Source organism: Enterobacter sp. PGRG2 (assembly GCF_030291195.1).
Classification (GTDB): Bacteria; Pseudomonadota; Gammaproteobacteria; order Enterobacterales; family Enterobacteriaceae; genus Enterobacter_D.
This window is the reverse complement of record NZ_CP127837.1, coordinates 939,712-953,723: the sequence shown is the minus strand read 5'-3', so window position 1 is coordinate 953,723 and position 14,012 is coordinate 939,712. Positions and strand designations below refer to the sequence as shown.

Below are 14,012 nucleotides of genomic sequence, written 5' to 3'. Positions count from 1 at the left end.
CCCGGTCATGCTGAGCGCATTTCAACTGGAAAATAATCGCCTGACTCGTCTGGAAGCGGAAGAGTCACAACCCCTTATTGACGCCGTTTGGGTGGATCTGGTCGAACCGGATGACGATGAGCGACACCGCGTACAGTCCGAACTGGGGCAAAGCCTGGCGACCCGCCCCGAGCTGGAAGACATCGAAGCCTCGGCACGTTTCTTTGAAGATGAAGACGGCCTGCACATTCACTCCTTCTTCTTTTTTGAAGATGCGGAAGATCACGCCGGTAACTCCACCGTGGCGTTCACCATTCGCGATGGCCGTCTGTTTACCCTGCGTGAACGTGAACTGCCCGCTTTCCGGTTATACCGTATGCGCGCCCGCAGCCAGGCGATGATCGACGGCAACGCCTACGAACTGCTGCTCGATCTGTTCGAGACCAAAATCGAACAGCTGGCGGATGAGATCGAAAATATTTACAGCGACCTGGAAAAGCTGAGCCGCGTCATTATGGAAGGCCAGCAGGGCGATGAGTACGACGAAGCGCTGTCGGCGCTGGCGGAGCAGGAAGATATCGGCTGGAAGGTACGGCTGTGCCTGATGGATACCCAGCGCGCGCTGAACTTCCTGGTGCGTAAGGCGCGCCTGCCGGGCGGTCAGCTGGAGCAGGCGCGTGAGATCCTGCGCGATATCGAATCCCTGCTGCCGCACAATGAATCCCTGTTCCAGAAAGTTAACTTCCTGATGCAGGCGGCGATGGGCTTTATCAATATCGAGCAGAACCGCATCATCAAGATCTTCTCGGTGGTGTCCGTGGTGTTCCTGCCGCCGACGCTGGTGGCTTCAAGCTACGGTATGAACTTTGAGTTTATGCCGGAGCTGAAATGGAGCTTCGGCTATCCGGGGGCGATCATTCTGATGATGCTCGCGGGACTGGCGCCCTATCTGTACTTCAAGCGCCGTAACTGGCTGTAGTGTTTATGCCGGATGGCGCTTCGCTTACCCGGCAAAACATCACAACCCTTTCCGGACCCTGCGCTGCGTATAGAGCGCATCCATTACAAACACCGCCAGCGCCACCCAGATAAACCCAAAGGTGACCATCTTATCCGCGCCCGGCACTTCGCCGTAAAACAGCACCGCCAGCAGGAACATCAGCGTCGGCCCGATGTACTGGAAGAAGCCCAGCGTGGACAGGCGCAGACGCGTCGCCGCGCCGGTAAAACACAGCAGCGGGATCGTCGTCACCACGCCCGCCGCCATCAGCAACAGATTCAGCGACCACGGGTTCTGCGTCATATGGCTGGTGGCGGTATCGGCGATGCCGAACAGCCAGATGGCGGCGACCGGCAGCAGCCACAGCGTTTCGATCAGCATGCCGATTTGCGCGTCAACGGCGATCTTTTTACGCACCAGGCCATAAAACGCAAAGCTGAAGGCCAGGCCCAGCGCGATGATCGGCAGCGAGCCAAAGGTCCACAGCTGCACCAGCACGCCGCAACCGGCAAGCAGCACCGCCAGCCACTGCATACGGCGAAAACGCTCGCCGAGGAAAATCATTCCGAGCAGAATATTCACCAGCGGATTAATAAAATAGCCGAGGCTGGCTTCCAGCAGATGATGGTTATTCACCGACCAGATAAACAGCAGCCAGTTGCCGCCAACTAACACCGCCGACAGGGCCAGCAGCAGGATTTTTTTCGGCTGGCTGAGGAGCTTCTTCAGCTGCGACCACTGACGGCTTACGCTAATCAGCGCCACCATGAAAAAGAACGACCAGATAATGCGGTGGGTCAGAATTTCACTGGCGGGAACGAAATCGATCAGTTTGAAGTAGGCCGGTGCGATACCCCAAATAAAATAAGCGGCGAGGGCGAGCAATACCCCCTGCCGCGTCTGCTTTGCATCCATGGGTACATCCAACATCTGTTACTAAAAAGTAACGACATTTTACCCGATCTCTGCCGCTCAACCTACCATATACGTCGCCGTGGCGGTGGCGATATGCAGCTGTTCTTCATTGTGCAGTTCAACGCGGGCGACTGACACTTTATTACCGGCGCGCAGCAAAGTACTGGAGGCGGTAAAACGATTTCCCCGGCCCGGACGCAGATAATCGACGCGCAGATCGATAGTGCCCATGCGCGACAGGCGCTGGCGAAGCTCATCTTCGCTGATCGTATCGTGACGCGTTAAGGTGCTGCCGACGCACACCAGCCCCGCGGCGACGTCCAGCGACGAGGCGATTACCCCGCCGTGTAAAATGCTCTGCGCCCAGTTACCCACCATCATCGGCTGGTTGTTAAAACTCAGCTGGGCAAAGTCTTTTTCGTAGCGTTCCAGCTCCAGTCCCAGCGCGCGGTTGAAGGGCATATGATAAACAAAAATCTCACCGACCAGCTGTAACGCTTCATCGGCTGTAAGGACGGCTGACATAATCACCTGATCCATTGGTTAAAGAAATGTTGATTTTATGCTTCGCCAATGTTGATTTCCACTTTCAGAAACGATAACTGCGCAGTTAATTAATAAATATGTAGAATGGGCGTCTGATTATTATTCACCTCTATTTTTTGTTCAGGAGAGCAAGACCGATGCGGACGTTTCTGGGTTGGTTTCTGACGGCCGTTGCGCTGCCGTTTACAGCATTTGCGCAGGAAGCGACGGTTAAAGCCGTGCATGACGCCCCGGCAGTGCGGGGGAGTATCATCGCCAACCTTTTACAAGAGCACGATAATCCTTTTACGTTGTATCCGTATGAATCGAACTATGCCATTTACACGGCCACCAGCGATCTGAACAAAGAGGCAATCGAAACTTACAACTGGGCGAAAAACTCACGCAAAGATGAAGTGAAGTTTCAGTTGAGTCTGGCCTTCCCGTTCTGGCGCGGGATCATGGGGCCGAACTCGGTGCTTGGCGCATCCTATACGCAGAAATCCTGGTGGCAGCTCTCCAACAGCGGCGAGTCATCCCCGTTCCGCGAAACCAACTACGAACCCCAGCTGTTCCTCGGCTTTGCCACCGACTACGAGCTGGCTGGCTGGACGCTGCGCGATGTGGAGTTTGGTTTTAACCACGACTCTAACGGTCGCTCCGATCCGACATCCCGTAGCTGGAACCGTGTTTATACCCGCCTGATGGCGCAGAACAGCAACTGGCTGGTGGAAGTGAAGCCCTGGTACGTGGTGGGCGATACCGACGACAATCCGGACATCACCAAATATATGGGCTACTACCAGCTGAAAGTGGGTTATCAGCTGGGGGAAGCTATCCTGAGCGCAAAAGGGCAATATAACTGGAATACCGGTTACGGCGGCGCAGAACTGGGCGTGAGTTATCCGATCACCCGCCATGTCCGTCTTTATACTCAGGTTTATAGCGGTTACGGCGAATCATTAATTGATTACAACTTTAACCAGACGCGTGTCGGCGTTGGCGTTATGCTAAACGATCTGTTCTAAGGCATTGCAGTTTCACTCGCAGGCGCTGAAAATAGCGCCTGTTTTTATTTCAGGTAAATGGGGTAGATGTGGCGCAGGCGGAAGTAATGAATCAGGCATCGCTGGCGAAACAGGTCTTGCAGGAAACCTTCGGCTATCAGCAATTCCGCCCCGGTCAGCAAACAATCATTGATACCGTGCTGGAAGGCCGCGACTGTCTGGTCGTGATGCCCACCGGCGGCGGCAAATCCCTGTGCTATCAGATCCCGGCGCTGGTGCTCGAAGGGCTGACCATTGTCGTGTCTCCTCTGATCTCGCTAATGAAAGACCAGGTGGATCAACTGCTGGCGAACGGCGTGGCCGCCGCCTGTCTTAACTCGACACAAACCCGCGAGCAGCAGCAAGAGGTGATGGCGGGCTGTAGAAACGGTCAAATCCGCTTGCTGTACATCGCTCCTGAACGCCTGATGCTGGATAACTTCCTTGAGCATCTTGCTCACTGGAACCCGGCACTGGTCGCCGTCGATGAAGCGCACTGTATTTCCCAGTGGGGCCATGATTTCCGCCCGGAATACGCCGCCCTGGGGCAGCTGCGTGCGCGCTTCCCGGCGCTGCCGTTTATGGCGCTGACCGCCACGGCTGACGACACCACCCGCCATGATATTGTGCACCTGCTGGGTCTTAAGGATCCGCTGATCCAGGTCAGCAGCTTCGACCGCCCGAACATCCGCTATATGCTGATGGAAAAGTTCAAGCCCCTCGATCAGCTGCTGCGTTATGTGCAGGATCAGAAAGGCAAATCCGGCATTATCTACTGTAACAGCCGCGCCAAAGTGGAAGACACCGCCGCCCGTCTGCAAAGCCGGGGTTTCAGCGCCGGAGCCTATCATGCCGGGCTGGAAAACAGCGTTCGCGCCGAAGTTCAGGAGAAGTTCCAGCGCGACGATCTGCAAATCGTGGTGGCGACGGTAGCCTTCGGCATGGGCATCAACAAGCCGAACGTGCGCTTTGTGGTGCATTTCGACATTCCGCGCAATATCGAATCCTACTATCAGGAAACCGGTCGCGCCGGGCGTGACGGCCTGCCCGCTGAAGCCATGCTGTTCTACGATCCGGCCGATATGGGCTGGCTGCGTAAATGTCTGGAAGAGAAGCCGCCCGGCCAGCTGCAGGATATCGAGCGCCACAAGCTGAACGCCATGGGGGCGTTCGCGGAAGCACAAACCTGCCGCCGTCTGGTGCTGCTCAACTATTTTGGTGAAGGTCGTCAGGAGCCGTGCGGCAACTGCGATATTTGCCTCGATCCGCCGCGCCGGTACGACGGGCTGATGGACGCGCAAAAGGCGCTGTCGGCGATTTATCGCGTTGGCCAGCGCTTCGGTATGGGTTATGTCGTGGAAGTGCTGCGCGGCGCGAATAATCAGCGTATCCGCGAACTGGGCCATGACAAACTTAAAATCTACGGCGAAGGGCGCGACCATACGACCGAGCACTGGGTCAGCGTGATCCGCCAGCTGATCCATCTTGGCGTGGTAACGCAAAATATCGCCCAGCATTCAGCGCTACAGCTTACCGAGGCCGCGCGTCCGTTCCTGCGGGCGGAAGTCCCGCTGCAGCTCGCCGTACCGCGCGTGGTGGCCATCAAAGCGCGTAATAACCCGAAAGTCTTCGGCGGCAACTATGACCGCAAGCTGTTCGCCAAACTGCGCAAACTGCGTAAGGCCATTGCCGATGAAGAGAATATCCCGCCGTATGTGGTATTTAACGATGCAACGCTGATTGAGATGGCGGAGCAGACGCCGATCACCGCCAGCGAAATGCTGAGCGTTAACGGCGTGGGGATGCGTAAGCTCGAACGTTTTGGCAAAGAGTTTATGGCGCTGATCCGCTCGCATGTCGATGGTGACGATGACGAGTAGTCAAGGACGTAAAAAAGTGTCAGGATGAGATCCTGATCATTTATTTCCCCGCGAGCGAGTTATGTTAATGCTGTTTTTGACCGTGGCGCTGGTGCATATCGTTGCACTGATGAGCCCGGGGCCGGATTTCTTTTTTGTTTCACAGACTGCCGTTAGCCGTTCACGTAAAGAAGCCATGATGGGCGTGCTGGGCATCACCACGGGCGTGATGGTCTGGGCGGGCGTGGCGCTGCTTGGCCTGCACCTGATCCTCGAAAAAATGGCGTGGCTGCATAACATTATTATGGTCGGCGGCGGGCTGTATCTGTGCTGGATGGGTTACCAGTTGTTGCGCGGGGCGCTGAAAAAGCAGGACAGCAGCGCACCGACGCCGCAGGTGGAACTGGCGACCAGCGGACGTAGTTTCCTGAAAGGTCTGCTGACTAATCTGGCGAATCCCAAGGCGATTATTTACTTCGGTTCGGTGTTCTCGCTATTTGTCGGCGATAACGTCGGCTCCGCGGAACGCTGGGGCATTTTCGTACTGATCTCGCTGGAAACCTTCGCCTGGTTCACCGTCGTGGCGAGCCTGTTCGCGCTGCCGTCGATGCGTCGCGGTTATCAGCGGATGGCGAAATGGATCGATGGCGTTGCCGGCGTGCTGTTCGCGGGCTTCGGCATTCATCTGATCATTTCCCGCTAACTTTTCCCCACCCGGCATAAAAGACGGGTGGGTGATTTTTAGTGGCAAAGGTGCTGCAACTCGTCCTGCGTCAGGCCGGTCATATCCATAATCGCGTCTTTGTCGAAGCCCTTTTGCAGCATCTGTCGCGCAATCTCCTGTCGAGCAGCGCGTTGACCTTCGAGGATCCCTTKYTGTAGTCCTTCCYGTATCCCTTGTTGTAGTCCTTCCCGTATTCCTTCCTGTATTCCCTCTTGTATCCCTTGCAGGAGTCCTTCTGTCCGCCCCATCATTTTTAACTGTTCAGCGATTGTCATCAGCTTGTCTCCTTGTTGTGGCACGCGGCGCGCCAGTTCATACAATAACGTTTTCACGTCATGCGTTTCTCCTGCCTGAATCATATATTTTATCAGTACCGCAATTTGTTGTCCGCTCATGTGCTTTTCCCGCAGCAGGCTGGCGAGTCTGTCCAGCAGCAGGGCTATATCACGCTGGCGGATATGCTTCTGGATCAGGGTCAGCGCCGCCATGCTGCGATGTTGCATGATTTCCTCATCGGGGATCATCGTAATGTCCACCAGCGGGAACGGGCTGCTGTAGAGCTGCCGGGCCAACTGCGGCTGTTGAAAGTCGTCCAGCCAGTTCAGGCTCCAGGGCCAGGGGCTGCGCCGCCCCTGATAGAAAAGCACCGGGATCACCAGTGGCAGAGTGGAATGCCCGGCCTCCAGGTGGCGCTGCATGGCGGCCACCGCGTAGCGCATCAGCCGGAATGCCATATGTTTATCGGGCGAGCTTTGGTGCTCGATAAGCACATAGATATAGCCATCGCCACTGGTCGTCTTTAGCGAATAAAGAATATCGCTGTAGTAGGGATGCAAATCGTCTTCGACAAAACTGCCGGATTCCAGGCGCAGCGTATCCAGATCGCAGAGCGTTCTCAGGTCTGGCGGCAGGTGAATGTCAATAAAATCCCGCGCGGTTTCCACGCGGGAGAGGAAAGTTTTGAATACCGAATCATGGGGTGTCGCAGCTCGCGCCATGTTATGCCGTCCGTGGTGACATCAGTGGCGGCATTCTGGCACTGCGACAAAACAAAATTTGCGAGCCGCTTTCCCGATTTACTTACGCATGACGGGTGGAAGCCAGCAGCGCGCCGACCAGCACAAACAGCGATCCAAAGATCCGGTTGAGCGCTTTCATCTGGCGCGGGCCCTTAATCCATGACGCAATCCGCGTCGCCAGCGTGGCGTAACCAATCATCACAATAATATCCACCACGATGGTGGTGGTGCCGAGCACCACGTACTGCATGATTTGCGGCTGATGCGGCACGATAAACTGCGGGAAGAGCGCGGCAAGAAACACAATGCTTTTGGGGTTGGTAAGGTTCACAAACACCGCCCGGCGGAACAGATGCCCGCGCGACTGGGTGCTCGCCAGCGTATTGAGATCCAGTGCCCCCGCCGCGCGCCACTGCTGAATACCCAGCCATACCAGATAGGCCGCGCCCGCCCACTTCAGCACTTCAAAGGCCATCACCGAACGGGAGAACAGCGTGCCCAGGCCAATACCCACCAGCACGATATGAATGGCAAGCCCGGTCTGCAGGCCGCTGATCGACGCCGCAGCGCCGCGATAGCCGTGCGTCATGGCGGTAGTCATGGTGTTGATCGCCCCGGAGCCCGGCGACAGGCTGAGGATAATTGACGTGATGAGGTAAGCGAACCACCATTCGAAGGTCATGTGAAACTCCCTGGATGACATTTTTTATGCCACAATACCCTGGTGTTTGGGTACGGTGTAGCGCGGCCTGAAAAAACGATAATACACGGCAGTCGGGGGTTCAGACCCAATGTTTCGGCAGAAAATGGACTGGGAAACAAGAGAAAACGCGTTTGCGGCCTTCACTCACGGACCGCTGACCGATTTCTGGCGTCAGCGCGAGGAAGCCGAAATCATCGGCGTCGATAATATCCCGATCCGCTTTGTGCGCTTTCGTGCGCCCGGCCACGATCGGGTGATTGTCGTCTGCCCCGGACGCATCGAAAGCTACGTGAAGTATGCCGAAGTGGCGTACGATCTGTTTCATCTCGGTTTTGACGTATTGATCATCGATCACCGCGGGCAGGGGCGCTCCGGGCGTCTGCTTTCCGACAGCCATCGCGGTCACGTCGATAATTTTGATGATTACGTCGACGATCTGGCGGCTTTCTGGGCGCAGGAAGTGACGCCAGGCCCGTGGCGCAAACGCTACATTCTGGGGCATTCCATGGGCGGCGCGATCTCCACGCTGTTTCTGCAACGCACGCCGCAGGCCTGTGATGCCATCGCCCTGACCGCGCCGATGTTTGGCATTGTTATCCGTCTGCCGGACTGGATGGTGCGACACATTCTTGACTGGGCCGAAGGCAACCCGCGTATGCGCGAAAGCTATGCCATCGGCACCGGACGCTGGCAGCCGCTGCCCTACAGCCTCAACGTGCTGACCCACAGCCGGGAACGCTACCGGCGCAATTTGCGCTTTTATGCTGACGATCCGCAGTTACGCGTCGGCGGGCCAACGAATCACTGGGTACGGGAAGGAATACGCGCGGGCGAGATGGTGCTGGAAGGCGCCGCCAACGACGCCACGCCCATGCTGCTTATCCAGGCAGAAGAAGAGCGGGTAGTGGATAACCGCATGCACGATCGTTATTGTGAAATTCGCGCCGCAGCGGGCCATCCCTGTGAAGGAGGCAAACCGCTGGTCATTAATGGCGCTTACCATGAGATCCTTTTTGAAAAGGACGCTATGCGCTCAGTCGCGCTTAACGCCATCGTCGATTTTTTCGACAGGCATAACTCACCCGGCGGGTCTCCCGCTTTGTCCAGAGGTTGAATTTTCTTATGTATCAGGTTGTTGCGTCTGATTTAGATGGCACGCTGCTCTCGCCCGACCATACCCTTTCTCCTTATGCGAAAGAGACGTTAAAACTGCTGACCGCGCGGGGCGTTAACTTTGTCTTCGCCACTGGCCGTCACCACGTCGACGTGGGCCAGATCCGCGATAATCTCGGCATCAAAGCCTATATGATCACCTCCAACGGTGCGCGTGTGCATGATACCGATGGCAATCTGGTCTTCACTCATAACCTGGATCGCGATATTGCCAGCGACCTGTTTGGCGTGGTGCATGCGAATCCGGATATTCTCACCAACGTCTACCGTGACGACGAATGGTTTATCAACCGTCATCGTCCCGATGAAATGCGCTTTTTCAAAGAGGCAGTTTTCAGCTATTCCCTCTTTGAGCCTGGCTTGCTGGACGCGGACAACGTCAGCAAAATTTTCTTCAGCTGCGAAAGCCACGAAAAGCTGCTGCCGCTGGAGCAGGCGATCAACGCCCGCTGGGGCGATCGCGTGAACGTGAGTTTTTCCACGCTCACCTGTCTGGAAGTGATGGCGGGCGGCGTCTCGAAAGGCCACGCGCTGGAAGCGGTATCCAAAGCGATGGGCTATGGCTTAGCGGATTGCATCGCCTTTGGCGACGGCATGAACGATGCGGAAATGCTCTCAATGGCCGGTAAAGGCTGCATTATGGCTAACGCCCACCAGCGCCTGAAAGATCTGCATCCGGAGCTGGAAGTGATCGGCACCAACGCCGACAACGCTGTGCCCAATTACCTGCGCAAGTTGTTTCTCGATTGATTAAATAGCAATCAGTTGTCAACCATGAAGTCCGCTACAATGAGTGCTCATTAATCAAAGAGACATTCATTGTGGCGTTACTGATCATCACCACTGTTCTGTGGGCGTTTTCCTTCAGCCTGTTTGGCGAATACCTTGCCGGTCACGTTGACAGCTATTTCGCCGTGCTGGTGCGCGTCGGCCTCGCGGCGCTGGTCTTTTTACCTTTTCTGCGCACCCGCGGGCACGATCTGAAAACCATTGCGCTCTATATGCTGGTGGGCGCCATGCAGCTCGGCATCATGTATATGCTGAGCTTCCATGCTTATCTGTACCTGACGGTTTCGGAACTGCTGCTGTTCACCGTGCTCACGCCGCTGTACATCACCCTGATTTATGATCTGATGAGCAAGCGCCGCCTGCGCTGGGGCTATGCATTTAGCGCCCTGCTGGCGGTGATTGGCGCAGGGATTATCCGTTACGATCAGGTCACCGATCACTTCTGGATGGGCCTGCTGCTGGTGCAGCTGTCAAACATCAGCTTTGCGCTGGGAATGGTGGGCTATAAACGCCTGATGGAAACCCGTCCGATGCCGCAGCATAACGCCTTTGCCTGGTTCTATATGGGCGCGTTCGTGGTGGCGGCGATCGCCTGGTTTATGATGGGCAACGCGCAGAAATTACCGGAAACCACGCTGCAATGGGGCATTCTGGTGTTTCTTGGCGTCGCAGCCTCCGGCATTGGCTACTTCATGTGGAACTACGGTGCCACGCAGGTGGATGCGGGCACGCTGGGCATCATGAACAATATGCATGTGCCCGCCGGTCTGCTGGTTAACCTGGCGATCTGGCATCAGCAGCCGCACTGGCCCAGCTTTATTATTGGTGGGTCGGTGATAGTGGCTTCGCTGTGGGTGCATCGCCGGTGGGTCGCTCCGCGCTCCGCACAAAAGGAAGATGATCGCAGGCATGGTTCCGCGCTGAGCGAATAAAGGCTTCCGTTACCGGCTGACGCTGCTCGCCATCGCGCACGGCGGCGTACAGCCGGCTCCACAGTCCCTCGCCCAGGGTTTTGGTCACGATCAGGCCCTGGCGCTCAAAACTCTCCACCACCCAGTGCGGCAGCGCCGCGATGCCCATTTTTGCCGCCACCATCTGGATCAGCAGCAGCGTGTTATCGACGCTTTTCAGCGCCGGGGTGATGCCTGCCGGTTGCAGAAAATGCCGCCAGATATCCAGCCGACTGCGCTGCACCGGATAAATCAGCAGCGTTTCGCAGGCTAAATCTTCCGGCGTAATACGCGCTTTTGCCGCCAGCGGATGATCCGGGGCCAGCACCAGCCGCACTTCAAAATCAAACATCGGTGAATAGTGCAGACCGCTGCGCGGCAGAATATCGGAGGTCAGCACCACGTCCAGTTCCCCCTGTTGCAGCGCGGGCTGGGGATCGAAGGTCACGCCGGATTTGAAATCCATCTCCACCTGCGGCCATTTCGCGCGGAAATTTTCCAGCGCCGGGGTCAGCCACTGAATGCAGCTGTGGCATTCAATGGCAATGCGCAGCGTCGTTTGCTGCGGCTCGTTGCAGTCCTGAAGCGCCCGGCTGATTTGCGGCAGTACCTGATTCGCCAGCTGTAACAGGATCTCGCCCTGCGGCGTAAAGCGCAGCGGCTGACTCTTACGCACAAATAACCGAAAGCCAAGGCGCTGCTCCAGATCGCTGAACTGGTGGGAGAGGGCGGATTGCGTCTGATGCAGCGTGGCTGCCGCCGCCGCCAGCGATCCGCTGTTCCGTAACGCCTGTAGCGTTTTCAGATGTTTAATCTCGATCATGAAAGTCCTTCACTCCGGCATGAACAATTTGCGCTTGAGGAATATACAGTAACTGCCAATTATGGATGTGTAAACATCTGGACGGCTAAAAATCCAATGTCTTTTAAATTTATGGTGCGTTGGCTGCGTTCACTCACCCCGGTCACTTACTGATGTAAGCTCCCGGGGATGAGCAAACTTGCCGCCTTCCCTAAATTCAAAATCCACAGGATTTATATTTCATTAGAGGAAGAAATTATGACAATTCGCAACCACACCCTCGGTTTCCCTCGCGTTGGCCTGCGTCGCGAGCTGAAAAAAGCGCAAGAAAGCTACTGGGCGGGTAATACCAGTCGTGAAGAATTACTGGCGGTGGGGCGCGAACTGCGCGCCCGCCACTGGGATCAACAAAAACAGGCGGGCATTGATCTGCTGCCGGTGGGCGATTTCGCCTGGTACGACCATGTTCTGACCACCAGCCTGCTGCTCGGCAACGTGCCGGCTCGTCATCAGAACAATGATGGATCCGTCGACATCGACACCCTGTTTCGCATTGGTCGTGGCCGCGCGCCGACCGGCGAACCGGCGGCAGCCGCAGAAATGACCAAATGGTTTAACACCAACTATCACTACATGGTGCCGGAATTCACTAAAGGCCAGCAGTTCAAACTCACCTGGACGCAGCTGCTGGAAGAGGTGGATGAAGCGCTGGCATTGGGCCATAACGTCAAACCTGTGCTGCTGGGGCCGGTGACGTACCTGTGGCTCGGCAAAGTGAAAGGCGAGCAGTTTGATCGTCTGAGCCTGCTGGACGATATTCTGCCGGTCTATCAGCAGGTGCTGTGTGAGCTGGCGAAACGCGGCGTTGAGTGGGTGCAGATTGACGAACCGGCGCTGGTGCTGGAGCTGCCGCAGGCGTGGCTGGACGCCTTTAAACCGGCCTACGATGCGCTCACCGGACAGGTCAAACTGCTGCTGACCACCTATTTTGAAGGCGTGACGCCTAACCTCGACACCATCACCGCGCTGCCTGTGCAGGGGCTGCATGTGGATCTGGTTCACGGCAAGGATGACGTCAACGAACTGCATCGCCGTCTGCCGTCCGACTGGCTGCTGTCCGCCGGTTTAATTAATGGCCGTAACGTCTGGCGTGCCGATCTGACGGAGAAATACACACAGATCCAGCCGATTGTCGGTAAACGCGATCTGTGGGTGGCATCATCCTGTTCGCTGCTGCACAGCCCGATCGATCTCTCGGTGGAAACCCGCCTTGATGCGGAAGTTAAAAGCTGGTTCGCCTTTGCGCTGCAAAAATGTGAAGAACTGGCGCTGCTGCGCGATGCGCTGAACAGCGGCGATACGGTAAAACTGACAGAATGGAGCGCCCCGATCCAGGCGCGTCGCAGTTCAGCGCGGGTACATAACCCCGCCGTGGAGCAGCGTCTGGCGGCCATCACCCCGCAGGACAGCCAGCGCCAGAGTGCTTATGCAGAACGCGCAAAAGCCCAGCGTGAACGCTTCAACCTGCCGGCGTGGCCGACAACCACCATCGGCTCCTTCCCGCAGACCACCGAGATCCGCGGCCTGCGTCTGGATTTCAAACAGGGACGTTTGGACGCGGGCAATTACCGCACCGGCATCGCCGGACATATCAAACAGGCAATTGCCGAACAGGAACGCTTAGGGCTGGATGTGCTGGTGCACGGCGAAGCCGAGCGTAACGACATGGTGGAATACTTTGGCGAACACCTCGACGGTTTCGTATTCACGCAAAACGGCTGGGTGCAGAGCTACGGCTCCCGCTGCGTAAAACCGCCGGTGGTGATTGGCGACGTCAGCCGCCCGGAAGCCATCACCGTGGAGTGGGCGAAGTACGCCCAGTCGCTGACTGACAAGCCGGTAAAAGGCATGCTGACCGGCCCGGTGACCATTCTCTGCTGGTCCTTCCCGCGTGAAGACGTCAGCCGTGAAACCATCGCTAAACAGATCGCCCTGGCGCTGCGTGATGAAGTGGCGGATCTGGAAGCGGCGGGTATCGGCATCATTCAGATTGACGAACCGGCCCTGCGCGAAGGCTTACCGCTGCGCCGCAGTGACTGGGCTGACTATCTGGCATGGGGCGTCGAAGCCTTTCGGATCAACGCCGCCGTGGTACGCGATGACACGCAGATCCACACCCACATGTGTTACTGCGAGTTTAACGACATCATGGATTCCATTGCCGCGCTGGACGCCGACGTGATCACCATCGAAACCTCGCGTTCTGACATGGAGCTGCTGGAGTCCTTTGAAGAGTTCGAGTACCCGAACGAAATCGGGCCGGGCGTGTATGACATTCACTCGCCGAACGTGCCGAGCGTGGAGTGGATCGAAGCGCTGCTGAAAAAAGCGGCGCAGCGTGTACCGGCGGAGCGTTTATGGGTGAACCCGGACTGCGGCCTGAAAACCCGCGGCTGGCCGGAGACCCGCAGCGCACTGGCGAACATGGTGAAAGCAGCGCAGAACCTGCGCACGGCGTGAGTATATTC

At 56.9% G+C, this 14,012-nt stretch carries 13 protein-coding genes; 8 read left to right on the top strand and 5 right to left on the bottom strand.

Features of this window, described 5'->3' with window-relative positions; all coding sequences use genetic code 11:
* Nucleotides 1-7 precede the first annotated feature (7 nt).
* Nucleotides 8-958, top strand: coding sequence for a magnesium/cobalt transporter CorA (gene corA / locus QRD42_RS04045; protein ID WP_072571105.1), 951 nt, complete (start codon nucleotides 8-10; stop codon nucleotides 956-958).
* Between the two features lie 39 nt (nucleotides 959-997).
* On the opposite strand, the gene rarD is transcribed toward corA, so the two are convergent.
* Nucleotides 998-1,894, bottom strand: coding sequence for an EamA family transporter RarD (gene rarD / locus QRD42_RS04040; RefSeq protein ID WP_072571106.1), 897 nt, complete (start codon nucleotides 1,892-1,894; stop codon nucleotides 998-1,000).
* Between the two features lie 57 nt (nucleotides 1,895-1,951).
* Entirely contained in the window at nucleotides 1,952-2,419 is a 468-nt protein-coding gene (yigI, locus tag QRD42_RS04035; RefSeq protein ID WP_072571295.1) for an acyl-CoA thioesterase YigI, read from the bottom strand.
* Between the two features lie 158 nt (nucleotides 2,420-2,577).
* On the opposite strand from yigI, the gene pldA reads away from it, so the two are divergent.
* The 3 genes from pldA (at nucleotide 2,578) to rhtC (ending at nucleotide 6,027) form a co-directional block, all read left to right on the top strand.
* The gene (gene pldA, locus QRD42_RS04030; protein WP_321988232.1) at nucleotides 2,578-3,447 is read left to right on the top strand and encodes a phospholipase A; all 870 of its coding nucleotides are present in this window, start codon (nucleotides 2,578-2,580) and stop codon (nucleotides 3,445-3,447) included.
* Nucleotides 3,448-3,515: 68 nt separating this feature from the next.
* Nucleotides 3,516-5,345, top strand: a complete 1,830-nt coding sequence (gene recQ, locus QRD42_RS04025; protein ID WP_072571108.1) for an ATP-dependent DNA helicase RecQ — start codon at nucleotides 3,516-3,518, stop codon at nucleotides 5,343-5,345.
* A 61-nt stretch (nucleotides 5,346-5,406) separates the two neighbouring features.
* The gene (rhtC, locus tag QRD42_RS04020) at nucleotides 5,407-6,027 is read left to right on the top strand and encodes a threonine export protein RhtC (RefSeq protein WP_321988231.1); all 621 of its coding nucleotides are present in this window, start codon (nucleotides 5,407-5,409) and stop codon (nucleotides 6,025-6,027) included.
* A gap of 38 nt (nucleotides 6,028-6,065) precedes the next feature.
* Here the strand turns inward: rhtC and QRD42_RS04015 are convergent, their stop codons facing one another.
* A complete protein-coding gene (locus tag QRD42_RS04015) occupies nucleotides 6,066-7,046 on the bottom strand; it encodes an Rpn family recombination-promoting nuclease/putative transposase (RefSeq protein WP_321988230.1) in 981 nt (326 codons plus the stop codon).
* Nucleotides 7,047-7,128: 82 nt separating this feature from the next.
* A complete protein-coding gene (gene rhtB, locus QRD42_RS04010) occupies nucleotides 7,129-7,749 on the bottom strand; it encodes a homoserine/homoserine lactone efflux protein (protein ID WP_072571111.1) in 621 nt (206 codons plus the stop codon).
* Between the two features lie 109 nt (nucleotides 7,750-7,858).
* On the opposite strand from rhtB, the gene pldB reads away from it, so the two are divergent.
* From pldB to QRD42_RS03995, 3 genes are all read left to right on the top strand, one after another.
* A complete protein-coding gene (pldB, locus tag QRD42_RS04005; protein WP_318373440.1) occupies nucleotides 7,859-8,884 on the top strand; it encodes a lysophospholipase L2 in 1,026 nt (341 codons plus the stop codon).
* A gap of 8 nt (nucleotides 8,885-8,892) precedes the next feature.
* A complete protein-coding gene (gene yigL, locus QRD42_RS04000; RefSeq protein WP_072571113.1) occupies nucleotides 8,893-9,693 on the top strand; it encodes a sugar/pyridoxal phosphate phosphatase YigL in 801 nt (266 codons plus the stop codon).
* Nucleotides 9,694-9,764: 71 nt separating this feature from the next.
* Nucleotides 9,765-10,664 (top strand): carboxylate/amino acid/amine transporter, encoded by a 900-nt coding sequence (locus QRD42_RS03995; RefSeq protein ID WP_072571114.1) that lies wholly within the window; start codon nucleotides 9,765-9,767, stop codon nucleotides 10,662-10,664.
* Here QRD42_RS03995 and metR read toward each other — a convergent pair.
* Complete coding sequence (gene metR / locus QRD42_RS03990) at nucleotides 10,552-11,505, bottom strand: HTH-type transcriptional regulator MetR (RefSeq protein ID WP_072571115.1); 954 nt, start codon at nucleotides 11,503-11,505, stop codon at nucleotides 10,552-10,554. The genes QRD42_RS03995 and metR overlap by 113 nt on opposite strands.
* Before the next feature lie 237 nt (nucleotides 11,506-11,742).
* On the opposite strand from metR, the gene metE reads away from it, so the two are divergent.
* Entirely contained in the window at nucleotides 11,743-14,004 is a 2,262-nt protein-coding gene (metE, locus tag QRD42_RS03985) for a 5-methyltetrahydropteroyltriglutamate--homocysteine S-methyltransferase (protein ID WP_321988229.1), read from the top strand.
* Nucleotides 14,005-14,012: the final 8 nt, after the last annotated feature.